Source organism: Noviherbaspirillum sedimenti, assembly GCF_003590835.1.
Lineage (GTDB): Bacteria > Pseudomonadota > Gammaproteobacteria > Burkholderiales > Burkholderiaceae_D > Paucimonas > Paucimonas sedimenti.
Window position 1 is genome coordinate 3417120 of sequence record NZ_QYUQ01000002.1, and the last position, 24272, is coordinate 3441391.

General features: G+C 60.1%; 21 protein-coding genes and 1 tRNA gene. 8 read left to right on the forward strand and 14 right to left on the reverse strand.

All coding sequences use genetic code 11. The features are described 5' to 3' along the window. Positions 1-28: 28 nt before the first annotated feature. Both D3878_RS15950 and D3878_RS15955 read left to right on the forward strand, forming a co-directional pair. Positions 29-1000, forward strand: coding sequence for a hydroxymethylglutaryl-CoA lyase (locus tag D3878_RS15950; RefSeq protein ID WP_119786387.1), 972 nt, complete (start codon positions 29-31; stop codon positions 998-1000). Between the two features lie 57 nt (positions 1001-1057). Continuing rightward, a complete protein-coding gene (locus D3878_RS15955; protein WP_119786388.1) occupies positions 1058-2266 on the forward strand; it encodes an ABC transporter substrate-binding protein in 1209 nt (402 codons plus the stop codon). Positions 2267-2480: 214 nt separating this feature from the next. On the opposite strand, the gene D3878_RS15960 is transcribed toward D3878_RS15955, so the two are convergent. Further along, the gene (locus D3878_RS15960; RefSeq protein WP_119786389.1) at positions 2481-3833 is read right to left on the reverse strand and encodes a PQQ-dependent sugar dehydrogenase; all 1353 of its coding nucleotides are present in this window, start codon (positions 3831-3833) and stop codon (positions 2481-2483) included. Positions 3834-4344: 511 nt separating this feature from the next. Here D3878_RS15960 and D3878_RS15965 point away from each other — a divergent pair. Then, the gene (locus D3878_RS15965; RefSeq protein ID WP_119786390.1) at positions 4345-4728 is read left to right on the forward strand and encodes a cupin domain-containing protein; all 384 of its coding nucleotides are present in this window, start codon (positions 4345-4347) and stop codon (positions 4726-4728) included. A 63-nt stretch (positions 4729-4791) separates the two neighbouring features. Here the strand turns inward: D3878_RS15965 and D3878_RS15970 are convergent, their stop codons facing one another. The 4 genes from D3878_RS15970 to D3878_RS15985 all read right to left on the reverse strand — a co-directional run bounded on the left by D3878_RS15970 (position 4792) and on the right by D3878_RS15985 (position 9469). Continuing rightward, positions 4792-5526, reverse strand: coding sequence for an ABC transporter ATP-binding protein (locus tag D3878_RS15970; protein WP_199688182.1), 735 nt, complete (start codon positions 5524-5526; stop codon positions 4792-4794). A 32-nt stretch (positions 5527-5558) separates the two neighbouring features. Further along, positions 5559-6401 (reverse strand): ABC transporter permease, encoded by an 843-nt coding sequence (locus tag D3878_RS15975; RefSeq protein ID WP_119786392.1) that lies wholly within the window; start codon positions 6399-6401, stop codon positions 5559-5561. Between the two features lie 2 nt (positions 6402-6403). Beyond that, on the reverse strand, positions 6404-7378 hold the full coding sequence (locus D3878_RS15980; protein WP_119786393.1) for an aliphatic sulfonate ABC transporter substrate-binding protein: 975 nt from the start codon (positions 7376-7378) through the stop codon (positions 6404-6406). Between the two features lie 99 nt (positions 7379-7477). Continuing rightward, positions 7478-9469, reverse strand: coding sequence for a helicase-related protein (locus tag D3878_RS15985; protein WP_119786394.1), 1992 nt, complete (start codon positions 9467-9469; stop codon positions 7478-7480). Positions 9470-9773: 304 nt separating this feature from the next. On the opposite strand from D3878_RS15985, the gene D3878_RS15990 reads away from it, so the two are divergent. Then, entirely contained in the window at positions 9774-12389 is a 2616-nt protein-coding gene (locus tag D3878_RS15990; protein WP_119786395.1) for a sensor domain-containing protein, read from the forward strand. Between the two features lie 41 nt (positions 12390-12430). On the opposite strand, the gene D3878_RS15995 is transcribed toward D3878_RS15990, so the two are convergent. Further along, positions 12431-12655, reverse strand: a complete 225-nt coding sequence (locus tag D3878_RS15995; RefSeq protein WP_119786396.1) for a hypothetical protein — start codon at positions 12653-12655, stop codon at positions 12431-12433. A gap of 175 nt (positions 12656-12830) precedes the next feature. On the opposite strand from D3878_RS15995, the gene D3878_RS16000 reads away from it, so the two are divergent. The 3 genes from D3878_RS16000 to mdtD all read left to right on the forward strand — a co-directional run bounded on the left by D3878_RS16000 (position 12831) and on the right by mdtD (position 15880). Continuing rightward, positions 12831-12907: transfer RNA gene (locus D3878_RS16000), tRNA-Met, on the forward strand. Between the two features lie 146 nt (positions 12908-13053). Then, positions 13054-14439, forward strand: coding sequence for an ATP-dependent RNA helicase DbpA (dbpA, locus tag D3878_RS16005; protein ID WP_119786397.1), 1386 nt, complete (start codon positions 13054-13056; stop codon positions 14437-14439). A 13-nt stretch (positions 14440-14452) separates the two neighbouring features. Further along, a complete protein-coding gene (mdtD, locus tag D3878_RS16010; protein WP_119786398.1) occupies positions 14453-15880 on the forward strand; it encodes a multidrug transporter subunit MdtD in 1428 nt (475 codons plus the stop codon). A gap of 7 nt (positions 15881-15887) precedes the next feature. Here the strand turns inward: mdtD and D3878_RS16015 are convergent, their stop codons facing one another. After that, positions 15888-16385, reverse strand: coding sequence for a LapA family protein (locus D3878_RS16015; RefSeq protein ID WP_119786399.1), 498 nt, complete (start codon positions 16383-16385; stop codon positions 15888-15890). Between the two features lie 287 nt (positions 16386-16672). Here D3878_RS16015 and D3878_RS16020 point away from each other — a divergent pair, with 287 nt between their 5' ends. Then, positions 16673-17854 carry an MFS transporter gene (locus D3878_RS16020; protein ID WP_233556358.1) on the forward strand — a complete coding sequence of 394 codons (1182 nt, stop codon included), beginning with the start codon at positions 16673-16675 and terminating at the stop codon, positions 17852-17854. Between the two features lie 46 nt (positions 17855-17900). On the opposite strand, the gene D3878_RS16025 is transcribed toward D3878_RS16020, so the two are convergent. The 7 genes from D3878_RS16025 to D3878_RS16045 all read right to left on the reverse strand — a co-directional run bounded on the left by D3878_RS16025 (position 17901) and on the right by D3878_RS16045 (position 24234). After that, on the reverse strand, positions 17901-20024 hold the full coding sequence (locus D3878_RS16025; protein WP_119786400.1) for a catalase: 2124 nt from the start codon (positions 20022-20024) through the stop codon (positions 17901-17903). Positions 20025-20181: 157 nt separating this feature from the next. Then, positions 20182-20574 (reverse strand): hypothetical protein, encoded by a 393-nt coding sequence (locus D3878_RS24720; protein WP_338016810.1) that lies wholly within the window; start codon positions 20572-20574, stop codon positions 20182-20184. A gap of 42 nt (positions 20575-20616) precedes the next feature. Next, entirely contained in the window at positions 20617-21852 is a 1236-nt protein-coding gene (locus D3878_RS24725; protein ID WP_338016811.1) for an AsmA family protein, read from the reverse strand. Then, positions 21840-22220, reverse strand: a complete 381-nt coding sequence (locus D3878_RS24730) for an AsmA family protein (RefSeq protein WP_338016812.1) — start codon at positions 22218-22220, stop codon at positions 21840-21842. The genes D3878_RS24725 and D3878_RS24730 overlap by 13 nt, the downstream gene beginning before the upstream one ends. Before the next feature lie 24 nt (positions 22221-22244). Beyond that, positions 22245-22442 (reverse strand): hypothetical protein, encoded by a 198-nt coding sequence (locus D3878_RS16035; protein ID WP_119786401.1) that lies wholly within the window; start codon positions 22440-22442, stop codon positions 22245-22247. 152 nt (positions 22443-22594) lie between these two features. Continuing rightward, positions 22595-23380 (reverse strand): 5'-3' exonuclease, encoded by a 786-nt coding sequence (locus tag D3878_RS16040; RefSeq protein ID WP_119786402.1) that lies wholly within the window; start codon positions 23378-23380, stop codon positions 22595-22597. Between the two features lie 26 nt (positions 23381-23406). Beyond that, positions 23407-24234 (reverse strand): NYN domain-containing protein, encoded by an 828-nt coding sequence (locus D3878_RS16045; RefSeq protein WP_119786403.1) that lies wholly within the window; start codon positions 24232-24234, stop codon positions 23407-23409. Between the last annotated feature and the right edge of the window lie 38 nt (positions 24235-24272).

Sequence of the window (24272 nt, forward strand, 5' to 3'; positions counted from 1 at the left end):
TGCATACGACATTCGCAAAGGTGCAGGCATGGCAATGACGCCTATCGAGAACGCAGCAGAGGGTTTGCCGAAACGGGTCAAGATCGTCGAGGTTGGCGTCCGGGATGGCTTGCAGAATGAAAAAGTCCAGGTCGCCACCGCGGTGAAAATTGCATTGATTAATCGCCTGACCAATGCCGGCATTCAGTCAATCGAGGTCGGGTCGTTTGTGTCGCCCAAATGGGTGCCGCAGATGGCCGATACCGCCGAGGTGGTGCGCGGCTTGCCAGTCAAGCCCGGCGTGGCGTATTCAGTATTGGTGCCGAATATGCGCGGCCTGGAGCAGGCCCTGGAAACCGGTTGCAGGGAAGTCGCGGTATTTGCCGCGGCATCGGAAGCCTTTTCACAAAAAAACATCAATTGTTCGATTGCCGAAAGTCTGGCGCGATTTGGGCCAGTGATCGAGGCTGCGCAAAAAGCAGGCGTCAACGTGCGGGGGTATGTCTCCTGCGTGATGAACTGCCCTTTTACCGGCGATGTGCCAGCCGAAAAAGTTGCCGAAGTCGCAGGCGCGTTGTATGCAATGGGATGTTATGAAATCAGTCTGGGAGACACCACCGGCGCCGGCGGGCCGCTGGCGACACGCAGGATGATCGACGCCTGTGCCCGCCAGGTGCCTGTTACTGCGCTTGCAGGACATTTCCACGATACCTATGGCATGGCGCTCGCAAACATCTACGCCAGCCTGGAAAGCGGTGTCACCGCTTTCGATAGTTCCGTAGCCGGTCTGGGTGGCTGTCCTTACTCGCCGGGCGCCACCGGCAATGTCGCCACCGAAGATGTCGTCTATCTGATGCAGCAGCTGCGCATTGAAACCGGTCTGGATCTGCCTCTGCTGGTCGAGGCAGGCAATTACATCAGCACGTATCTCGAACGTCCAGCCAATTCTCGTATCGCAAAGGTACTGTCGGCAAAACAATCACCAACGATCACTGGCGCAGCATCATCGCAAGCCGTGTAACAGCATTAATACCAAATCAAAACGGCCATTCAAGGCTCATTACATAGGAGATATAACATGAACAAGCAGCTTTTCACTACGATAGCGGCCGCCACATTGGCCTTGTCCTCGCTATCCGGCACCGCCGTTGCCCAATCCAGGGAACCCTTCCGCATTGGATTCATTACCGACATGTCCGGCCCCTACCAAGACACCGACGGTCCTGGCGGACTGGAAGCCATTCGGATGGCAGTCGAGGATGCAGGTGGAGCCGTTCTCGGGCGCAAGATTGAGCTGTTGTACGCCGACCATTTGAACAAGGCAGATATCGCCGCAGCCAAAACGCGTGAATGGATTGACCAGCAAGATTTGAAGATGCTGATCGGCGGCGTCAACTCTGCAGCCGGCCTGGCAATGAACAAGGTCATTGCCGACAAAAAACGTGTGTATTTTAATGTCGGCGCCGGCAGTGCCCGCTTCACCAATGAAGAATGCACGCCTTATACCGTTCACTATGAATACGATACCGTGGCTTTGGCCAAAGGAACCGGTTCGGCGGTGGTCGCGCAGGGCGGGAAATCCTGGTATTTCCTGGTCGCCGATTATGCCTTCGGCCATTCGTTGGCCAATGACACCGCTGAGGTAGTGAAAGCGCATGGCGGTACTGTGGTCGGTTCGGTAAAGCATCCGCCGACGGCAAACGACATGTCGGCCTTTTTGCTGCAGGCGCAAGCTTCCAAGGCGCAGGTGCTGGGCCTGGCCAATGCCGGATCCGACACGATCAATTCGATCAAGGCTGCGCACGATTTCGGCTTGACCAAAAAGATGAAGATTACCGGTTTGCTGATGGTAATTAACGATATCCACGGATTGGGGCTGCCAGTTGCGCAAGGCCTATTGATGACGGACAGCTGGTACTGGGATAAGGATGAGGCATCCCGTAAATTTGCGAACCGCTTTTTCCTGAAAATGAAAAAAATGCCGAGTTCACATCAAGCCGCCGATTATTCTGCAACGGCAAACTACCTGAAGGCAGTCGCTGCGGCAGGGACCGATGATGCCGACAAGGTGATGGCTGAACTTAAAAAAATGAAACTGAATGATTTTTATGCCAAGGGCTATATCCGCCAGGATGGACGGTACATTCACGACATGTATCTGATGCAGGTGAAAACCCCTGCTGAATCGAAAAAACCTTGGGATTACATGAAGATTGTCACCACCATTCCAGGGGAAGAGGCATTTACCAAAGTCGCAGATTCGAAGTGCCCTTTACTGAAGAAATAACCGCCAATCTATCGCAAAAATTTTCTGAGTAAGTTCAGTTCTTCGCTAATTTCTCTACGAAATAAGACTTCGCCCGCTCTCCTGAGCGGGTTTTTTTGTTCGAATTTTCCAGTGCAGAGCTAATTTAATCTCCGCGTCAAATTAAATTTGGCGCGGAGATCAGGGCTTCAGCGAGCTGATATAGGCAAGCACTGCTTCTTCGCCTCGTCGTGTGCTATTTGCGCGTCACCCTGAAAATCGTGCCGTTCGCGTCGTCGCTCACCAGTAGCGCGCCGCCCCGGGTGACCGCCACGCCAGCCGGCCGGCCCCAGGCCCGGTCGTTGTCCAGCAAGAACCCGGTCATGAAGTCTTCGTACTCGCCGGTCGGCTGGCCGTCCTTCATGCACACGCGGATCACCTTGTAACCGGTCCTGTCGGGCCGGCTATGGGAGCCATGCAGCGCGACGAACGCATCGCCGCGGTATTCGGCCGGAAAGGCGTCGCGATCGTAGAACGCCGCGCTCAGTGCGGAGGAGTGCGCCTGGATCAGCACCTCGGGCAGCCGCACCTGGCCCTTGAGATCGGGACGCTTTCCCTTCAAGGCGGGATCTTCCCTGTCGCCGAGGTAATACCAGGGCCAGCCGTAGAAAGCGCCTTCCTGCACACGTGCCATGTAATCGGGCGTCACGAGGGGGCCGAGGTGGTCGCGCTCGTTGACGACGCACCACAGGTTGTCGGTGCCGGGCTGCATCGCCAGGCCCGAGCAGTTGCGCAGTCCGGTGGCGTAGTTGCGAACGCTCTTTCCTTCCGGATCGAACACGCGCACCACGGCGCGATTCTCTTCTTCGCCCCAGGCGGCGCCGCGGCCGTGGGTCGTTTCATGCTGCCGGATCTGCTCGGGCGTCATGTCGGGCATGCCACCCACCCCCAGGTTGGAAGCCGAGCCGACGGCCAGGAACAGGCGCTGGCCATCGCGGGAGACCGCCAGGTCGCGCGTCCAGTGCCGCTTGGTCGGGATGTTGGCGATGATGACTTCTGCAGGACTCGCGGCTTTGACGTCCCCGCTGCGATACGGGTAGCGGACCACCTGGTTCGCCGTCGCCACGTAGACGTACCGGGGATCGGCGGGCGGCACGAAGGCAATGCCGTAAGGGCGCTCCAGGTTCTCGGCGAACACCTCGACCTTCGCCGTTGTGTCGCCCGCGCTTTCGCGGAGCAAGATTACCCGTCCGGTGCCGCTCTCCGCCAGGAAGATGTCGCCGTTGGGCGCCACGCGAAGCGTGCGCGGCTGCTTGAATCCGGTGGCGAACACCTGCACCGCGAAGCCGTCCGGCACTTTCGGCAGCGCTCCCTGCGGCGGCGGGACCACCTCCACTCTGCTGGCAATCGACTTCTCGGGGTCATTGCCCATCGCTGGCGCAGGCAGGTCGGACGGCCTGATATGGCGGCGAACACCGGGAGCGTCGGCCCGCCAGTCGGCAAGGGCAGCAGTGCCGGTATGGACCTCCCCGGTCTGCGCGCATGCAGCCAACGCCAGAACGGCCAGAGAAACATGAACTAGTCGCGTCGACAACGGCGGAATTTGCATGGTTATTCTCCTTGTGCGCAGATAGAACGCTGTTATTCGCCTGCGACCAGGTCGCCTTGGTAAGGGCTAACACGTTGCCATGTTTCCATTGAATTGCGGACGGCAAGCTTGAATCGATTTGAAGGTAAAGTTCGATTCAACTTCCCCAGCAATGCAAGCAAGGAAAAAGCGAAAGAGAACGCCTGTTTCAGGATAAGTCACCTTGAATAAGTCGCTCGGCTATCACTGGGGAGTCTGACTTCAATCAAGATGGCGAGGGCACATGCAAAGCTAAGTGAATAGGAAACCAATAGCCAGTCATTGGCGATCAGCTTTTCTTCCTTGGCGAATTATTTGCTAATTGCACACTACGTTCCGGCGATTAATTAATTGAAAGCGTACGTCTGAGATGGCCACGCCGGTAGCCTGGCAGCAATCGCAAACGTAAAAAAACTGCCAGAGATTCGCCTGTGCCAAAAATAAGCAATAATCGTGGATCGCAAAATTTCATCCGATCTCAACGGCATTCCCCATGACCACCTTCAAAAAAACCATCCTCTACACCGACACCGACGGCCGCGCCAGATTTCGCGAAGAAGAAGTTACCCTCACCGAAGGCACGCCGCAAGCCATGCTCTCGCCGCTGCTTCCCTCTGCCGGTTACCAATTGCGCCAGAGCCCGGTGGGTTTCCGCAGCCAGTTCCATTGCACCACCTCGCCGCAATGGCTGTTCGTCCTCAGCGGCCAGATGGAAATCGGCCTGCAGGATGGCAGCTCGCGCATCTTTGGCCCCGGCGAGCATTTTTATTCCGACGATACCTTGCCTGCAGGTGCGACATTCGATCCCGCCGTGCACGGCCACTGGAGCCGGCAGGTAGGTGACAGCCCGCTCGTGACCCTGTTTGTCCGGACTTAAGGCGGCAGCGGCGCAAGCTGATGCAAAGACGTGCTTGCTGCCGGCCCCGGGTTTCCTGCCCGGTCAAAATGCATGCGCACTGTGTAATTGTTCCAGCGCCTCGGCTTTGAGCTGCGCCAGGCGTTCATCGGCGCGGTTGCGCGGATGGGGCAAGTCCACATCGATGGTCGTGCATACCCTGCCGGGACGACTGCCCAGCACCAGCACCTTGTCGGCAAGGTAAAGGGATTCATCGATATCGTGCGTCACCAGCAGCAGGGCAATATCGTGCAGGCGCGCCAGCTCGAGCATCAGGTCCTGCAGCTTCATGCGGGTAAAGGCATCCACGGCGCTGAAGGGTTCATCGAGCAGTAGAATCCGCGGGCGCGAATACAGGCCGCGGGCGATGGCCACGCGCTGCGCCATGCCGCCGGAAAGCTGCTTGGGCAAAGCATTTTCCCAGCCCGCCAGCCCGACTTCCTCCAGGAGCTGGCGGATCCACTCCTTGTCAATGACGCCGCCGCTGTCGGCAAAGCCGATGTTTTCTGCAACGGTCAGCCAGGGCATCAAACGCGCTTCCTGGAAGACAAACGAAACCCCGCCGTTACGTTGCTGATCCAGGGCCGGCAGGCGCTTGACGCTGCCGCCAAATGCCGTGTCCAGGCCCGCCGCAATCCGCAGCAGCGTACTCTTGCCGCAACCGCTGGGCCCCAGCAGGGCGATGATTTCGCGTTCGTGCAGCTGCAGGTCCACGGACTCCAGCACCACGCTGGCGCCGAATTTTTTCTGATCCACGCGGACTTCAAGTAAGGTCGTCATGATGTCGTTCGGTTTCCGGTTTTGGGGCGGGATCAGGACTTCTTGCCATCGTAGGCGTCACGCCACGACAGGCTCGCAGTTTCCCAGGTGCGCAGCACGGTATCGGTCAGCTTGCCCAGCGCAGCCAGCAAAATGATGGCAACAAAAACCAGGTCGGGGCGGGACACTTCGCGACCGTCGGTGAGCAGATAGCCGATTCCCTGGGTGGCCGCCAGCAGCTCGGCCGCCACCACGCACAGCCACGACATCGACAGCGCCTGGCGCAGGCCGGTAAAAAGATATGGTGTTGCTGCGGGGATGAAAATGCGGCGGATCAGCTTTGCGTGCGGGAACCCGTACATGGTCCCGACCTCCACCAGCTTGCGGTCCACGTCACGGATGCCCGCCACCAGGTTCATGTACACTGGGAAAAATGCGCCGATCGAAATGAGCGTGATCTTGGAGGCTTCATCGATTCCCAGCCAGATCAGCAGCAGCGGCACCCAGGCCAGTCCCGGCACGGCGCGCAAGGCCTGGAAGGTCGGCTCGATGTAGTCTTCCGCCTTTTTGCTCAGCCCCACTACCGCACCGAGCGCCAACGCCAGTACGGTGCCGATGGCGAAGCCGGCAAAAACGCGCTTCGAGCTGGCGGCGATGTGCTGCCACAAGGGGCCCTCCGCCAGCTCCTGGAATGTGCCCAGCAGCTGGCTGGGCGCCGGCATCAGATGCGCGGGAACCCAGCCAAGCCGAACCGCCGCTTCCAGCAGCGTCAGGATCAACGCCGGCAGTACCAGGCCACGCAGCCAGGTTGGCCGCCGCACGCTTTCCGGCAGCGCAAAGCTTCTCGTCGGTGCTGTGGATTCTGGAGAGTTCAGAGTCAATTCGGCGCCAGACATGATTAATTCCCTGCGAGGACGGCAGCAGCGATGGCAGAGTCAATCAGCGAGTTCAGCGCGCTGTCGGTGTCAGACGTCTTGCGCAGCGTGCCTGCTTCGATCAATAGCGGCACCACCGGTTTGATGGAAGTGATATTGAAGGCGCCGGGAACAGGGCGGGAAAAATCCACGCGGGCGATTTGGCGCGTTGCCACTTCGACGGGCAACTTGGTTTCTTCCGCGACCAGGGCGGCGATGTCCTTCGGATTGTCGATGATCCACTTGCGCGCGCGTTCATACGTCTTGATCACGGTCTTGACCGCTTCAGGGTGCTCTTTCAGGAATGATTCGCTGGTGTTGAGAAAGGCGCCCAGGGCATAGTCCGCATTTTTGTACACCGTGCGCGCACCGGCAAGCTGCGCTGCGGACAGGTGCGGGTCGATACCTACCCAGGCATCCACGCGGCCCTGCTCCAGCGCCACCTTGCCCTCCGGGTGTTGCAGATGGACGATCTCGACATCGGTCGGGTTCAGGTTGTTGGCATCCAGCGAGCGCAACAGGTAGAAATAGGGATCGGTTCCCTTGGTGACGGCAATTTTCTTGCCCTTCAAGTCCGCAACGGTTTTTACCGGCGAATTGGGCAAGACCAAAAAGCCGCTGCCTTCGGCCCAGCCGTAGTTGTAAATGGCTTTGACTGGCTGGCCATTGGTGCGCGAAATGAATGATGAAACACTGGAAGTCAGGGCGAAGTTGGAGGCGCCGCTGTTGAGGAATTCCAGCGAGTTATTGCTGCCGCGCGAGAAGACCCATTTGACAGTGGTGCCCTGCGCCTTGAAGGCTTCTTCCAGCCAGCCATTCTTTTTGATGAGCAGGCTTGCCGGCGCATAGTAGGCATAGTCCAGCTTGATTTCCTTGAGGGGCGTGCCCTGGGCCAGGGCGGCAAATGAAGTCACGGTCAGGGCGACGCCGGCCGCCAGTTTTTTGATAGTCGAAGACATGTTTTTTACTCGCTCTCTGAAGTGGAAGTACATGCCTGCAATTTATCGAATCTGGCATGGGAAGAGAACGAACAAAAACGGATATGGATAGATGAAAAATTATCGTCCTTTCCCTGTCGTCCGCCGGCGCAAGGCAGCATTCTGCGCCTGCAGCATCGCATCCACCCGCTCCGATGCCTCGCGCGCCAGTTCATGCGCCAGTTCGCCATCCGGAAAATGCTCCGCAATCCGGAAGCTCAGCCAGGCATAGGCGGAATACATGCGGCAGGTGTCCTCCACTTCCTGCAGGTTCTGCCGCGCCAGATCATTCGGATCGCGCTGCAGCGTGCAAGTCTTGCGCCTGGCCAGGCCGCGCGCCCAGCTTTCCCACACGTGGTGCAGGGAAGGAATGCGCGATGAGATCGGCACCAGCGACAGCGTGAATTTTTCCGCCACCGACAGCGCCAATGTGTCGAGCCACAAGGCCCGCTCCATCTGTTCGTCGGTAATGCGCGGATAGAAAAAGCCGTCCGGCACATCGATATTGTGCACGAAGCGCTTGAACAGCCGCGCCAGCGATTGCTCGCCAGTGACCGAAGAAATCCGGTGCAGATGTTCGATTGACGGCGCCACGGCAAAGCCGCTTGCCGGCACCGCCGGGATCTTTTCCTTCATCAGCGAGCGCATGACTTGATGGGTGTCGTCGTCATAGCCGGCAACGAAGCCTTCCTCATGCACGCCGAAGCGCCCGGCGCGGCCGGCAATCTGCCGGGCCAGCGCCACCGGCACTTCTTCCTCTTCGATGCCGTTGAATTTCACGTAGGTGGTCATCACCACCCGCTCGATCGGCAGGTTCAGGCCCATGGCAATCGCGTCGGTGCCGATGACGATGTCGGCGCTGCCGTCGCGAAAGCGCGCCGCCTGCGCCTGGCGCACTTCCGGCGAGAGGTTGCCGTAGATGGTGGCCACCGAATGCCCCTGTTCCGCAATCATGTCGCGCCACATCAGCACGTCGCGCCTTGAAAAGGCAATCACGGCGTCGCCGCGCCGCAGGTTGCGCAACTTCTTGACCGGTCCCGGCTCCATGGAGAGCGGCCCCTTGCGCTTCAATACATGCACTTCCAGCGGGCATTCCAGGCGCGCGGCCAGCGCTTCAACGGCACGCCGCGCTTCCAGCGCGCCGACCAGGTACACCACGCCGGCCGGCGCACCGCACACCGCTGCCGTCCAGGCCGCGCCGCGGTCGCGGTCGGCCAGCATCTGGATTTCGTCGATCACCGCCACGTCCACGCGCGCCCTCGGGTCGAGCATTTCCACGGTGCTTGCCACATGGGTGGCGCCTTCGGTGATCCTGCGCTCCTCGCCGGTGATCAGGTTGACCTTGAGTTCCTTGCCATGCGGCTTGGCCTGCAACAGGCGTTCGTAGTTTTCCAGCGCCAGCAGACGCAGGGGTGCCAGATACAGGCCGGTCCTGGCCTTGATCAGCGCTTCCATCGCCTGGTGGGTCTTGCCGGAATTGGTCGGCCCCAGTAGCGCAATGAAGCGGCGTGGCAGGCGGCGCGCCAGCTCGAAGGAAGCCGGGTATTCGGCCAGGTTGATGCTCTCGCGCGTCAGCGTCGCATGCCGCTCTTCCTGCTGCCGCTCGACGGCGTGTTCGAGGCGTTGCTCGATGCGCTCGAAGACCTGGGGCGCCGGCATCGAGGAAGGCGCTTCGGCCAGCGTATTCAGCAAGTCCATGGGATCGATGCCGGCATCTTCGGCTTCCGCGAAGATCTTGCCGGCAAAGCCGATCACGCTGCGGCGCAATTCTTCCATCGCCTCGGGTTGGGCGCGCTCCCTGATCAGTTCCAGCTGACCTTCCGGCCCCAGCCTGCGCCATTTGGATGGCTTGGCCAGTACGCCATGCCTTGGCACCAGCGCATACGGCACCGGTAATCCGCCCACCTCGGCGATGCCGGAAAAGCGCACGACCACGCTGCCTTCCAGCTTGAGCAATTCGGCGCCCAGCTGTTGCGCATACAGTTCGGGCGCTTCGGCTGCTTCGCTTCTGGCGCCGGTGGCGTTAGTGGAGTCAATCGGCAGGGAATCGCTGGCGGAAAAAGTGGGGAGCATTTTGATATTGGTAATTCGAAATTCCGGCGGCTAATTCCTGTTGTTATGGAAAGATGAGCCGCTCTGTTGGTAGGTAGATTACACCGCGTTTGTGGCGAAGTCTTCTGTTTTTGGATCAGTTCTTCTAAACGGTTTTTCTAAACTTTTTGCAAAAAAATGGGCCTTAACTTAACTATTCCTGATAACTCGAAATCAACAGTATTTTTAATCCATCTGTATATGGCCACGCTGCAACATTTCATTCGGCGTTGTGTGAACAGGCGATGAATGGCGATGACAATCACTCATTTTGGTGGCATTCCGTATGGCTAGATTAGGTCCATTGAGTGAGAGCATGGATCTGGAAGCGCTAGTGAATGCATCGCCATTTCCCTACTTGCTTCTATCCACCAGTTTTGTCATTCTCGGCGCCAATGACGCCTACCTTCGGATAACCGCGCGTTCACGGGAAGAAATAGTAGACCGTAAGCTGTTCGAGGCTTTCCCGCCAGACCCCGGCCGCCCAGGCAATTTGAGTTTTGACGTGATACATGAGTCATTATGCCGGGTACTGGCAACACGCCAGCCAGACCATCTGGCCGTCGTGAATTACAACATTCCGGTCCAGACACCGGACGGCCCGGTATTCGAGGAGCGGTACTGGAGCCTCATCCATACGCCGGTTCTCGATGGACGGGGTGAAGTTGCTTTTATCTTTCAGAATCCAATTGATGTGACAGAGCTGGTCAGGCTGCAACAAGAGAGGCATGGCAGGCCAGTGCAGGACGATGTCGACTATCAGATTGCCGGTGGCGTATTCAGCCGCGCGCAAGCGCTTGAAACAACGAACAGGCTGCTGGACATGGAACGCGAGCATCTCCTGAATCTGTTCAGGCAGGCCCCCGGCTTTGTCGCCGTGGTACACGGTCCGCAGCATATGGTCAACATGGTCAACGAAGCGTTTTATCAGCTCGTCGGCCACCGTGACATCGTCGGCAAATCAATCAAAAATGCCTTGCCTGAACTGGCCGGGCAAGGCTACTACGGTTTGCTGGACCAGGTGTTTAAGACTGGCAATGCCTTTGTCGGCCGGCAGATGAAGGTGAGGCTGCAGCAGCAACCCGGGGCGCCGTTGAGCGAGCGGTATGTGGACTTCGTCTACCAGCCATTTACCGGTGTCCAGAATGAAACTGCAGGCATTTTCATACAAGGTCACGACGTCACCGAACAAAAGCTTGCGCAGGATGCGCTTCAAATCAGCAATGAGCGCTGGATGCGGGCAGTGGAAGGTATCGGCGACGGTGTCTGGGACTGGGATATCGAAACCGGCGAAGTGGTGTATTCAAGGCGCTTCAGGGAAATGTTCGGTTACAGCGAGCAGGAATTCCCGGACCGGATTGAAGCGTGGACGCGCCGCATACATCCGGAGGATCTGCCCGGCGTCCTGGCCGTGATCGATGCAGGCGAATACACCAGGGAACCCGTGACAATGGAATTTCGCTTTCGGTGCCGCGACGGCAGCTGGAAGTGGGTGCGCTCTCGTGGCGTTGCGGTTGGGCACGACAAAAATGCCAAGCCGTCGCGCATGACTGGCACGGTTACCGATATCTCGGAGAAACGGGAATCCGAGGACCGCATCTGGTATCAGGCGAACTTCGATGCGCTGACCGGCTTGCCGAACCGGCGGCTGTTTCGTGACAGGCTGGACCAGGAAATCCGAAAGGCGCCGCGTTCCGAGCACTCTCTTTGCCTGATGTTCATCGACCTGGACCGGTTCAAGGAAGTCAATGATCTGATGGGGCACGACGCCGGCGACCAGTTGCTGGTGGAAGCGGCAAAGCGCCTCAGCCAATGCGTCAGGTCATCCGATACGGTGGCCCGCCTGGGTGGTGACGAATTCACGGTCATTCTTACCGAGCTGACTGACCTGGCGCATGTCGAGGACGTCGCGGAAAAAATTCTGAAACGCCTCGTCGAGCCTTTCTCCCTGAACCAGCAGACCGCCTATGTTTCAGGCAGCGTCGGCATCACGCTGTACAATTCGGACGCCTCTACCGCGGAGCAACTCATCAACAATGCCGATCAGGCGATGTATGCGGCCAAGAACGCAGGCCGCAACCAGTTCCGCTACTTCACCGCCTCGATGCAGGAACGGGCGCATTACCGATTGCGGTTGGCAAACGACTTGCGCGAGGCGCTGGCAGCAGGCCAGCTGGACGTGGTTTACCAGCCGGTCGTGGAACTTGCGACCGGACATATTGCCAAGGCCGAGGCCCTGTTGCGCTGGAATCATCCCGTACTTGGCCAGGTGGAACCGTCCCAGTTCATTCCGATCGCCGAAGAGACCGGTTTGATCAAGGAGATTGGCGACTGGGTATTCCAGCAGGCAGCCGGATGCTCCAGGCAATGGCAGGCCCAGCTGGGCAAAGTCATGCAAATCAGCGTCAACGCATCGCCCGTCCAGATCCGCTCGACCGAGCCGGGCCTGAACTGGTTGCGCTATCTGGAAATGCTGGGTTTGCTGGGCAGCAGCATTGTGGTGGAAATTACCGAAGGCTTGCTGCTGAATGCGTCAGCGACGGTCGCCGACAAATTGATCGAGTACCGTGATGCCGGTATCCAGGTTGCCATCGATGACTTTGGCACGGGCTACTCATCGATGCAGTACTTGAAGAAATTCGACATCGATTATTTGAAAATCGACAGATCGTTCGTGCGCGACATGATCACGGACGCCAGCGACCGCACCATCGTCAAATCAATCATTGTGATGGCCCACGAGCTTGGCATGCAAGTCATTGCCGAGGGTATTGAGACCAATGAGCAAAAGGAATGGCTGCGCGCGGCCGGTTGTGATTACGCGCAAGGATTTTTGTTCTCAAAAGCCGTCACCGCAGAGGCCTTCCAGCAATTGATGGCGCAGGAGGCGCGCAGCCATTAGCGGCGTCGTCTGCAGCCCGCGATTACTACACTTCATCCACCTTATTTGCGGAACGCCTTCGGATTCGACTTGTTGCGCTGTTCGTAAATCGTCTTCGCATCCAGCTCGGCACGTTCCAGCGTGCGCATCTCAGGCTTGTCGTCATGCAAGCTGAAAAATTCCGCCGCCTGCGCGCGCACCACAAACTTGACCGCATCCGCTTCAGTCACGTCGTACTTCTCGTAAATCTGCGTTGTCACTTCATCCAGGTATTCTTCGTAGGTCATTGTCATTGCATTACTCCAATTCATTTTCGTGTCGCGCGATTGCATCGCGCATTGCGTCGAGCCTGCCGCCATTTTGAACCATATCGTCCTTCCGCACCCGGGGTTTTAGCGTGCTTCGCGCCCGTTTTTGAAAACGCCGGTTGTGCGAAACCCCAATGCGCTGTATTATTCGTTCCGCGGGGTGGAGCAGTCTGGCAGCTCGTCGGGCTCATAACCCGAAGGTCACAGGTTCAAATCCTGTCCCCGCAACCAGTTAAAGTACGAGCCCGACGCAGCCAGTCGGGCTTTTTGCTTTCTGCGGCCCGCATCGACAGCGGCGCGGCCAGCCTTCAGCCAGAATCCTGCCCTTGCCGGCCAGCCTGCTAGACTGTCTTACCCTCACACCGGGAAGCATCCTCATGAATAACACCGCATTTGCCAGCCTGCCGCTGGCGCCGACCCTGTTGGCCAATCTCGAATCGCTCGGCTATCACGAGATGACGCCGATCCAGGCGCAAACCCTGCCGGTGGCGCTGGAAGGCCGCGACCTCATCGCCCAGGCCAAGACCGGCAGCGGCAAGACCGCCGCCTTCGGCATCAGCATCCTCAGCAAGCTCAACCCCACCTGGTTCGCCATCCAGGCGCTGGTGATGTGCCCGACGCGCGAGCTGGCCGACCAGGTCGCCAACGAGCTGCGCCGGCTGGCGCGCTTCGCCGACAACATCAAGGTGCTGACGCTCTGCGGCGGCGCGCCGATGCGCCCACAGATCGCCTCGCTCGAACATGGCGCGCATATCGTGGTCGGCACCCCGGGGCGCATCCGTGACCATCTCGGCCGCGGCACCATCAACCTGGCCACCGTGCAGACGCTGGTGCTGGATGAGGCCGACCGCATGGTCGACATGGGCTTTCAGGAAGAAATCGCCGGCATCGTCAGCGCCTGCCCGGCGCGCCGCCAGACCCTGCTGTTCTCGGCGACCTACCCGGACGATATCCGCAAGGTGAGCAGCCCCTTCCTGCGCGATCCGGTCGAAGTCTCGGCCGAGGTGCAGCACGAGGCCGGCAAGATCGAGCAGCGCTTTTACGAAATCGGCTATGAAGATCGCAACGCGGCGGTGGGACGCCTGCTGCGCCACTACAAGCCGGTGTCGACCATCGCTTTCTGCAATACCAAGATCCATTGCCGCGAACTGGCCGACGAATTGCAGGCGCAGGGCTTTTCCGCGCTGGCGCTGCATGGCGATCTCGAACAGCGCGAGCGCGATGAAATCCTCGTGCTGTTCGCCAACCGCAGCTGTTCGGTGCTGGTGGCAACCGACGTCGCCGCGCGCGGACTGGATATCCAAAGCCTGAGCGCGGTGATCAATGTCGATGTGTCGAAAGACACCGAAGTGCACGTGCACCGCATCGGCCGCACCGGCCGCGGCCAGGAAAAGGGCATGGCGCTGTCGCTGTGCGCGCCGAATGAAAAGAAGTGGGTCAAGCTGATCGAGGAATACCAGAACCAGCCGGCCGAGTGGCATGAGCTGGCAACCCTCGAGGCCGGCCAGGGCAGGGCATTGCAGGCGCCGATGGTGACGCTGTGCATCCAGGGTGGCAAGAAAGACAAACTGCGCCCTGGCGATTTGCTGGGCGCCCTGACCGGCGACGTTGGCCTGAGCAAGGAACAGGTCGGTAAAATCAACGTGTTTGAATTCACCACCTACGTGGCGCTGGACCGGCACATTGCCGAGCAGGCTTACCAGCGTCTTTCCAGCGGCAATATCAAGGGCCGCAATTTCAAGATGCGCTTTATTTCGAGCTAGACTGCAGGTAGCGATGGCAATCACCAAGACCGAAAATTCCCAAGGCATGTTGTTGTGGCTGGTGGCCATCGGTTTTTTCATGCAGACGCTGGACGCCACCATTATCAATACGGCCTTGCCGGCGATGGCGCAAAGCCTGGGCGAAAGCCCGCTGCGCATGCAGTCGGTCATCATTGCCTATGCCTTGGCCATGGCGACGCTGATTCCGGCCTCGGGCTGGATTGCCGACCGCTTCGGCACGCGCCGTGTCTATCTCGCTGCCCTTGCGTTGTTCACCATCGGCTCCCTGTTGTGCGCCTATGCGCCGTCGCTGTCCTGGCTGACTGCGGCGCGCGCACTCCAGGGCGCCGGCGGGGCGATGCTGCTGCCGGTGGGGCGCCTGGCCGTCTTGCGCGCTTTCCCGCGCGAGAAATTCCTGCCGGCGATGGCCTTCGTTGCCGTTCCGGGGCTGATCGGTCCCCTGCTCGGGCCGACGCTGGGCGGCTGGCTGGTCGAGTACGCTTCGTGGCACTGGATCTTCCTGATCAATATTCCCATCGGTTTGATCGGCGGTGGCGCAGCGATGGCCCTGATGCCGGACTTTCGCGCCGACACCGTCGAGCGCTTCGACTTTGCCGGCTATGGTTTGCTGGCGGCGAGCATGGTCATGATTTCGCTGGCGCTCGATGGCATGGCGGACATGCGCATGCGCCAGGCGATCGTCCTGTTGCTGATCATGTTCGGGCTGGTGTGCCTGACCGCATACTGGTTGCGCGCCGTGCGCCATCCGGCGCCGCTGTTCCCGCTGGATCTGTTCAAGGTCAATTCATTCAGCGTCGGTGCCATCGGCAACCTGTTCGCGCGCATCGGCACCAGCAGTATGCCCTTCATGATTCCGCTGCTGTTGCAGGTCAATCTCGGCTATTCCGCTTTCCACGCCGGGATGATGATGATTCCGGTTGCCGTCGGCGGCATGCTGGTCAAGCGCATTGCCGCGCCTCTGGTCAAGATTGCGGGTTACCGCAAGGTGTTGATCGCCAATACGGTACTGGTGGGGGCGTTGATCGCCAGCTTCGCGCTGTTTTCTGACACCATGCCGCTCTGGCTGCGACTCTTGCAGCTCGGGTTTTTCGGTGCAATCAATTCGCTGCAGTTCTCGGCGATGAATGCGGTGACGCTGAAAGATTTGCCGGCGCCGCTAGCCAGCAGCGGCAACAGTCTGCATTCCATGGTGCAGATGCTTTCCATGAGCCTGGGCGTGGCGGCCGCCGGTGGCATGCTGGCGACTTTCACCGGCTTGCTGGCCCCGGCCCCGACAGGATCGGCGCTGCCGGCGTTTCAGGCAACTTTCATTTGCGTGGGTTTGATCACAGCTTGTTCCGCCTGGATTTTCTGGCAACTGCCGCCGGACAACGGCCCGGGGAAGCCATCTGGCACCGCCCCCGACGCCGAGCTTGCCTGATCCCGCATCAATGAATGTCTTTGGGGAGGCTGCGAGCGTCGCGCTCCAGCCTGTCTTCCATTTGGCCCAGGTAAGCCGCCACCGTATTGTTGGCGTCCTGCATCGAGCCGCGCACCGAATCGTCCAGCTTGTCCATCCGTGCCAATAGCGTATTGTGCATGTCCGCTTCGCGGGCCATGCGCACCTGCAGCTCGGTTTCGATGAACTTGCGTAGTTCCGTGAAGCGCGAGGCTTCCGCCTGGTCGGCCAGGGCGCGGTGCGCCTGCAGTTCGCGGGCATGGCGCCTGGTTTCCAGCAGCACCGAGGTCTGCAGGGTCACCAGGTAGGCCAGGAACAGCACGCTCAGCGCAATCAGCATCCCCAGCATGATCAGTCCCAGCGGTGCTGTCACGGCAGCGAAGCCGAGCGAAAGCGTGGTGGGCTGGGTGAACGCCGGCCAGTTCAGGGCTGCAAAGGCACCAATGACGGCCAGTGCCAGTACCAGAAGCAAGGTGCTGATTTTCATGGGTTTCTCCTAATGACGCCGACAAATAACGAAAGCGTATCTGCAGCCATGCAAATCCGGCATGGTTCATTGCAATGCCTGCATTGCTGAAGACCATTGTATTGATCAACCGTTCATCTTATCCGGCCAGATGTCGCGCCATCTTGTTCCTGATACAAGCGATTTTAAAATTTTTCTTCTACGCAGAAACTATTTCCCAAGCGCAGGTATCACAATGGCTTCCCGGAAACATAATTGCCCCGATAAAAATGCAACTTATTGCACCTGCTCAAACACAACGATTTTCTTTGCAACAGCTTCAACCACTTGCCTTGCCCGTCATCTTCATCCTGTTCGGCCTCATCATGGGGTCCTGGACTGGCCGCATTCCCGCCATCCGTGCAGATTTGCAGATTCCCCACTTCGCCCTGTCCATGGTGCTGCTGTGCGGCGGCATCGGCGCCGTCATTTCCTATCCGGTGTCCTCATGGATGATGGCCCGACTGGGCGGTCGCAAGACCGTACTCATTGCCGGCCTGGCATTGCTGGCTGCGCTGGTCGGCATCGGCCTGGCGCCGAGCGTCTCGCTGCTGATGGCTGCGGTATTCATGCTGGGCATTCCCGCCGGCTGCCTGAACGTCGGCATGAATGCCGTCGCCACCACTTTGGAAAAGGCCAGCGGCAAATCGACCATGGCCCGGCTGCATGCCGGCTGCTGTGCCGGTGGCCTGGCGGGCGCGACGCTGGGCGGCCTGATGGCCAGCATGAATATCGCGCCGGCCCGGCACTTCCTCCTGCTGGCCGCGCCCCTGGCAGTGTTGGTATGGCTGGCATGCCATCTTCTCAAGGCAGTTGTTGTCGATGATGACAGCGCCATTAGTGACACTAAAACAAGCGATGCCAAAACAAGCGACGCCAGTCCCGATGCGCGCGCCGGCAAGAAGATGTTTGCCTTGCCGCGTGGTCCGCTGGCCTTGTTGGGCACGCTGGTTTTTCTTGGCGCCATGTCCGAGGGCAGCATCGCCGACTGGAGCGGTGTGTTCCTGAAAGACCATTTCGGCGTGGCGGACGCTGTCGCGCCGCTGGCCTTCGCGGCCTTCTCGGTGACGATGCTGCTGGCGCGCCTGGCCGGCGACCGCCTCAAGGGCCGGCATGGCGCGCGCCGCCTTGTGTCCTGGGGTGCGGCGCTGGCGGCGGCAGGCCTGCTGTTTGCGGTTTCGGTGGACAGCGCTTATCTGGCCCTGGCGGGTTTCGGCGCCGCCGGCCTCGGCCTGGCACTGGTGTTTCCGTTCGTTTTCAGCGCAGCGGGCAGGCAAGGGCCGGTTGCCCTGGCGGGCGTGGCCACCATGGCCTACAGCGGCAGCCTGATGGGGCCGCCGGTGATCGGCGCGCTGGCGCACGGCTTCGGCATGCAGGCGGCGATTGGCTTCATCGGCGTGCTGGCCGCGCTGATCGCCATCGTCGCCGCCCGCGCGGGCATGCTCAAGTAAGCCGACAACTCCCTGATCATTTCCCTGATTATTTTTCCTGGCTATTTCATGGCAGCGTCCGTACCGTCGGCTCGCGCTGCCATTGCCGCGTCTTCGCTGCGACGATAAAGGCCTTTGGATCGTCGGCTGCGACCACGCCGGCGTCCGCCACCACATTGGCCTTGTCCAGCAAGGGCTGCGCCTCGGGACTGGCGGCGATGGCCTTGAGATGGGCAAAGGCGTCGCTGACGAAATCAAGGGCTGCGGCCTCCTTGCTCAAGGTCTGCGCCCCCGCAGCGGACAGCACCACGGCGACGGCATCGAACATCACCGAGGGCGTGCCGGCCAGCTGGCCGTCTGCGGGCAGCAGCTTGCCATCGGCCAGCGTGACGCCGCCGACCTTGGGGGCGACGATCTTGACGCCGGCGCCGGCATCGGTGGCTGCCTTGCGCAGCTTTGCTACCAGCGCGCCGTCGCTGCCGTCGGCCACCAGGATGCCGATCGCGCGGCCGGCCAGCGTGTCGTGCATCTTGCCGATGATTTGCAATGCGGGAGAGGGCGCCATATCCTGCACCGGCGCCGCAGCCGGCGGCGCCTCCGGCAGGGGCAACGCCAGGCCGTCCGCCACGCGCTGCGCCAGGTCGGCATCGATGTGGCGCAAATGTCCGACCATCGCCTGCCGCACATGCAGGTGCGCGACCTTGGACAGCTCGAACACCAGCGCAAAGGCGAGATGGGCCTGCTCGGTCGGCGTCTGGCTGCGGTAGAACAGGCGCGCCTGGCTGTAATGGTCGGCAAAGCTTTCGGCGCGGATGCGGCCCTTGTCGCCGTTTTCCGGGGTGGCGTGGCTGGGAAAGCCGCTTGCCGGCGACTCGCGCGCTGAATCCGGCGCCAGCGACTGCGGCTCGTAGGCCACCCGTCCCTTCGGATGCGCCATTTGCATGTGGCCGTCGCGCTGATGGTTGGCGAACGGGCACTTCGGCGCATTGACCGGAATCTGGTGGAAGTTGGCCGAGCCCAGCCGCGACAACTGGGTGTCCAGGTAGGAGAAGAGCCGCCCCTGCAGCAGCGGGTCGTTGGAGAAATCGATGCCGGGCGCGATGTTGGCGGGGCAGAAAGCGACCTGCTCGGTCTCGGCAAAGAAATTCTCCGGCCAGCGGTCCAGCACCATGCGGCCGATCACCTGCAGCGGCACCATTTCTTCCGGGATCAGCTTGGTAGCGTCGAGGTGGTCGAACGGGAATTTCTCGGACTCTTCCTGTGTAAACAATTGCACCGCCAGTTCCCACTCCGGAAAATCGCGCCGCTCGATGGCTTCGAACATGTCGCGCCGATGGAAGTCGGGGTCGGCGCCGGCGATCTTGACGGCTTCATCCCACAGCGTCGATTGCAGCCCCAGCTTCGGGCGCCAGTGGAACTTGACGAAGGTGGAATTGCCGGCGGCATCGAGCAGCCGGAAGCTGTGCACACCAAAGCCTTCGATCATGCGCAGCGAGCGCGGGATGGTGCGGTCGGACATGATCCACATCACCATGTGCATCGATTCCGGCGTCAGCGAAATGAAATCCCAGAACGTGTCATGCGCGCTGGCCGCCTGCGGAAAGCCGCGGTCCGGTTCCATCTTGACCGAATGCACGACGTCCGGAAACTTGATGGCATCCTGGATGAAGAAGACCGGGATATTGTTGCCGACCAGATCCCAGTTGCCTTCCCGGGTATAAAACTTGACGGCGAAGCCGCGCACGTCGCGCGGCGTATCCACCGAGCCGGCGCCGCCGGCCACCGTCGAAAAACGCGCAAACACCGGCGTCTTGGCGCCGACCTCGGTGAGGATTTTTGCGGTGGTGTATTGCGCCAGCGATTGGGTCAATTCAAACGTGCCGTGGACCCCGGTGCCGCGCGCATGCACGATGCGTTCGGGGATGCGCTCATGGTCGAAGTGCGTGATTTTTTCGCGCAGGATGAAGTCTTCCAGCAGTGTTGGCCCGCGCGGATTGGCTTTCAGCGAATTCTGGTTGTCGGGAATGGGTATGCCCTGGCTGGTCGTCAGTGGCGGATAATTGCCGCCCGCACGCTGATGCAGCTCGCCGCCTTTGCCGGCCACGCTGCTGGCATCGTCGGTCGCCTTGGCCGGATGTTTGCGGCTTTTTGGCGCGCTTTTGTTGTTGCCAGGTTCCTTGTCCTTGGTCATGTTTTCTCTCATGGTTGGCGTACGGGAATGGCGCAAGACAGTCCTGCCGCCGGCAAGCTGTCTTGCAATTCAATCAATTGATAGAGGCAGCCGGCAAAGTGAAAGTTCCGCCCTATCTCTGGCTGTCGCCGGGATTGATGCGGCATTGCAGGTGCGCTTATTGCGTGGCCGTCTGCTTGCCGCTGGATGCCCGCGCTGGCGTAGTCGCTGGTGCCACGGGCTTTTTTTGCGCCTGCGCCAGCAGGCTGGGGCAGGGACTGTCCTGGCCGGGCCCGGGATTGATCAGCGCCAGCAGCGCCGCCAGCGGCATCGCCACCGTGCCCAGCACGGCGGCCGCCCCTGCCTTGAGTGCCACCACGCCCTTGTCCACGCCGACCTCCGGTTTTCTGAAGGTGCCGCGCACATACAGCGGCGAGCGCAGCGAAATGAGGCGCACCCCCTTGCTTTCCGGCCGGATGGTCAGCGCCAGTTCTTCGCTGGCGAGATTGATCCGGCCCGCCACGCCGATGGTGGCATCACTGGTATCGACTATGAAGGTGCGGGTCTGCATCAGCCCATCCTTGATCGCAAAGTCGCTCGCCAGGCAGTTGAGCTATACCTGGCGGTCGCCAAATAGCTGGGTCAGGATGACGCTGCCGAGGTTCAGCCCCATCGCTTCCAGGATAAATTTACTGATGGTGCCTTCGGTGATGAAGGCCTTCATTTCGCCGTTGGCCGATGCTGCCAGCGCGGCCAGGGAATTGCCGCTTGCGGCTAGCGCGGCATTGGCATGGATATGTCCGAGGCTGGCACGCATCGATTCCACTTGCGGGAACAATTTGTTGAGCTTCAGGCTGCGCGCCGTGACTTTCATCCGCGCCCGTGCCGGCTTGTGCTGGCCTTCGATGGTCAGTTCAGCGGTGAATTTTCCGCCAGCCACGCCAAAATCCAGAGGCGCCAGAGACAGCACGCCGTTATCCAGGCGTATCTTGGTAGACAGGTTATCGATTGGAATATTTTCGCCGCGCACGATTTTCTTACCGGTGAACTGGACTTGCGCATCGATCTTGTCCCAGCGCTCAGTGCGAAATGAGGACACCGGCAATACCTTGTCCGGCGGTTGCTTCGTCTTGTCGCCGCGCTTTTTCTTTTCTTCCGGACTGTCGGTGCCGACCAGCGCGCCCAGGTCTTTCAGGGTCAGGTAATGCGACACTACTTCGCCGCGCAATAGTGGCCGGGGTTTTTTACGCAGGTATTCGAGCGTGCCGCCGATGTCGCTGTCGCCCACCTTGCCGGTAAATTTTTCGTAGCGCAGATGAAAATTGTCGCGCGCCAGCGTGCCCGCCAGCCGCCCCTCGGTCGAGAAGCGCGGCGTATCCGGCAGTACGATGCCGGAAAACGGAAACAGCTGGGACATGCTGGCGCCTTTGATTTTCAGGTTGACGTCGAGCGCGCTGATGCTGCGCGGGTTGGTCAGCGTGCCGCTGGCGAAGACTTCCGACGTGCCGACCTTGAGTTGCGCTTCCACAGGATATTGGGTGTCGCGCTCCTGCAGCGACAGCAGGGCGCCGGCCTTGCCGCTGCCGGATACGGCGTCACCGTTGAGCTTGCCGCCGATTTTCCAGATGATGCTGCCGTCGTCTTCCGTATCGATGCGCGTGGTGACATCCGCCTTCTTGACCGGATCGACCAGCCGTACGGTGCCTTCGTTCAGCGTCAGGTCGCGCAGCACCAGTTGCCATTGCGATGGCGCCTCGCCCTCATCCTTCTTCCTGAACGTCCAGTTGTTCTGGCCTTCCTTGCCAAGCTCCAGCACCAGATCCGGCTCGGTCAGGATCAGTTTGGACACGCTGACTTTTTTCCGAGCAGCGCCAACGGACTCAGGGTGAAATCGACCTGCGGCACGGTCGCCATGGTCGGCCCGGTGGTGGCCCATGGCGGGTTGCCCAGCATGAGGTCATGCGCGCGCAGATGCGGCCACGGCACCAGCCGGCGCCAGTCGACCTCGGTTTTTTCCGGCTTGCGCCAGCTCAGCGACAGGTCGCCATGGATGGCGAAGGACCTGCCGGTGGCTTCGCTGACGCGCTCGATAATCCAGGGTTTGGCGACATTCCAGTTAATGAGGCTCAGCGATAATGGAATCAGGATCAACAGGGCACCGATCCCGAGCGCGATTGTTGCCAGGATGTGTCTTTTGCGGCGCAACGGATTGGCCACGGCGGCGGCAGTCGCGATGAGCGATTATTTGCCAGGCTTTCCTGGCTGCGCCGGACCTTTCTGATCCGGATTGATGCCCTGCTGGCCGGGATTCTTTTGCTGAATCGGGGGCTTGCCGGGTTGCTGCGGCGGCTCCTTGATCTCGGGCTTTTGCGGATGGTCCTGCGGTACGTTGGTGAGCGCATCATCCTTGCGCCGGGAATTGGTTGACTTGGCTGTCATCATTGTCTCCTGTGTCGACACCAGAAATATCCCTGTTCTGTAGAGCACGAAAGCCGGACAAAGTTTGCAGCGATTACAAGGGAATTGTGCTGGGAAGACTGCGCTTGGGTTCTTCCACAGGGCAAGATAACGCCAGGCAATGTCGCCCTGCTTCAGGTGGTTTGTCCGTTTCCATACGCCAACATCTTCCAGCTCACCCCCAGATGCACGTCGGTCTTGAGCGCCACCAGCTTGCGTGACAGTTCGAGCTGCTCGCGTTCCTTGCGCAGCCTTTCACCCAACGGGTTCATGAGGATGCCGGCACCCGCCAGCACTTGCTCCAGGCTGCCATAGCTTTGCAGCAGTTTTGCTGCCGTCTTGGCGCCGACCTTGGAAACGCCCGGAATATTGTCAGAAGGCTCGCCCGCCAGCGCCAGGAGTTGCGGCAGCAGATCCGGCGCCACGCCAAACTTTTGCTCGACCCATTGCCGGTCATGCCATTCGCCCTTGAAATGGTCCCACACCAGCGCCCCTTGGGCGATCAAGCCATGCAAGTCCTTGTCGGTCGAGGCGATGATCGCTTCGCCACGGTTTTCGTCAAGCCAGCGCAGGATGGCGGTGGCAATCACGTCCTTGGCCGCCACTTCGGGCACCGAGACGATTTTCAAGCCGGCCGCGCCCAGCTGTTCGTAAAAGGCCGGCAAACGCTCACGCAATTCCTCCGGCAACGGACCATGGTTGGCGCGGTAACTGGTAAAGAGGTCATGGCGCCAGGTGTGGCCGCCGAAATCGAAGGCGCACAGCACGTGCGTCGGCTGATGGCTTGCCAGCAGACGCCGGAAGGAAGGCAGCGCATGCCGCAGCGCCGCCGTCGCCTTTGCCGACGCCTCCGGCTCGTCATTGGCTTCATAGATGCGCCGCACGATGTGCATGCCGTCGATGGCGAGCAGTTTTCCCATGGCGAGTGAACGAGTAAAGGTCCGGCTTAATCCGTCGCCAGCAGGCGGATCGTGTATTGACCGCTTTTTTCATCGCGCGTCATCGTCAGGAGTTTCCTTTTTTCGGCATCTTCCACCAGCTCCTTGAACGAGCGATAGCCATATGCCGATTCATTGAAGCCGGGCCGCCGGCGCTGCATGGTGGACTTGACCATCGAGCCCCAGATCTTTTCGTCGGAGCCGCGTTCGACGATCAGGGCATCGACGGTTTCGACCAGAAAATCCAGCACCTGGCTGCGCTTTTCTTCTTCCTCGTTCCTGGGCTCGGCCGGCTTGGCAGCCTTGCCGGCGGCTTTGGCCGTGGTTTTTTTTGCCGTGTGTTTTTTCCGGGCTTCCTGCGCACGCACCAGGTCATCATAAAAGATGAACTCATGGCAGTTTGCGCTGAGCAGGTCCGAGGTGGAATCCTTGACGCCGACGCCGATCACCTGCTTGTTGTTTTCACGCAGCTTGGAGACCAGCGGTGAAAAGTCGGAATCGCCGCTGATGATGACGAAGGTATCGACATGCGACTTGGTGTAGCACAGATCGAGCGCATCGACCACCATGCGGATATCCGCCGAATTCTTGCCGGACTGGCGCAGGTGCGGGATTTCAATCAGCTCGAACGCCGCTTCGTGCATCGGCGCCTTGAATTCCTTGTAGCGGTCCCAGTCGCAGTAGGCTTTCTTGACCACGATGCTGCCTTTGAGCAGCAGGCGCTCCAGCACTTTCTTGATTTCAAAGGCGGGATATTTTGCATCCCGCACGCCCAGGGCAATGTTCTCGAAATCGCAGAACAGGGCCATGTTGGTGATTTCGTTGGCGCCGGCCATAGGCTCATCCTTTTAGGTATCAAAACCCAGATGATACC

What these genes read in the sequence shown, in the direction of transcription:
- mdtD (WP_119786398.1), top strand. Translation starts at nt 14,453, where the DNA reads ATGGCAATCACCAAGACCGAAAATTCCCAAGGCATGTTGTTGTGGCTG.
- dbpA (WP_119786397.1), top strand. Translation starts at nt 13,054, where the DNA reads ATGAATAACACCGCATTTGCCAGCCTGCCGCTGGCGCCGACCCTGTTG.
- D3878_RS15980 (WP_119786393.1), bottom strand. Translation starts at nt 7,378, where the DNA reads ATGTCTTCGACTATCAAAAAACTGGCGGCCGGCGTCGCCCTGACCGTG.
- D3878_RS16040 (WP_119786402.1), bottom strand. Translation starts at nt 23,380, where the DNA reads ATGGGAAAACTGCTCGCCATCGACGGCATGCACATCGTGCGGCGCATC.
- D3878_RS15955 (WP_119786388.1), top strand. Translation starts at nt 1,058, where the DNA reads ATGAACAAGCAGCTTTTCACTACGATAGCGGCCGCCACATTGGCCTTG.
- D3878_RS16015 (WP_119786399.1), bottom strand. Translation starts at nt 16,385, where the DNA reads ATGAAAATCAGCACCTTGCTTCTGGTACTGGCACTGGCCGTCATTGGT.
- D3878_RS15960 (WP_119786389.1), bottom strand. Translation starts at nt 3,833, where the DNA reads ATGCAAATTCCGCCGTTGTCGACGCGACTAGTTCATGTTTCTCTGGCC.
- D3878_RS15995 (WP_119786396.1), bottom strand. Translation starts at nt 12,655, where the DNA reads ATGACCTACGAAGAATACCTGGATGAAGTGACAACGCAGATTTACGAG.
- D3878_RS24720 (WP_338016810.1), bottom strand. Translation starts at nt 20,574, where the DNA reads ATGCAGACCCGCACCTTCATAGTCGATACCAGTGATGCCACCATCGGC.
- D3878_RS15975 (WP_119786392.1), bottom strand. Translation starts at nt 6,401, where the DNA reads ATGTCTGGCGCCGAATTGACTCTGAACTCTCCAGAATCCACAGCACCG.
- D3878_RS16045 (WP_119786403.1), bottom strand. Translation starts at nt 24,234, where the DNA reads ATGGCCGGCGCCAACGAAATCACCAACATGGCCCTGTTCTGCGATTTC.
- D3878_RS15965 (WP_119786390.1), top strand. Translation starts at nt 4,345, where the DNA reads ATGACCACCTTCAAAAAAACCATCCTCTACACCGACACCGACGGCCGC.
- D3878_RS15985 (WP_119786394.1), bottom strand. Translation starts at nt 9,469, where the DNA reads ATGCTCCCCACTTTTTCCGCCAGCGATTCCCTGCCGATTGACTCCACT.
- D3878_RS15970 (WP_199688182.1), bottom strand. Translation starts at nt 5,526, where the DNA reads ATGACGACCTTACTTGAAGTCCGCGTGGATCAGAAAAAATTCGGCGCC.
- D3878_RS15950 (WP_119786387.1), top strand. Translation starts at nt 29, where the DNA reads ATGGCAATGACGCCTATCGAGAACGCAGCAGAGGGTTTGCCGAAACGG.
- D3878_RS16025 (WP_119786400.1), bottom strand. Translation starts at nt 20,024, where the DNA reads ATGACCAAGGACAAGGAACCTGGCAACAACAAAAGCGCGCCAAAAAGC.
- D3878_RS15990 (WP_119786395.1), top strand. Translation starts at nt 9,774, where the DNA reads ATGGCTAGATTAGGTCCATTGAGTGAGAGCATGGATCTGGAAGCGCTA.
- D3878_RS16035 (WP_119786401.1), bottom strand. Translation starts at nt 22,442, where the DNA reads ATGACAGCCAAGTCAACCAATTCCCGGCGCAAGGATGATGCGCTCACC.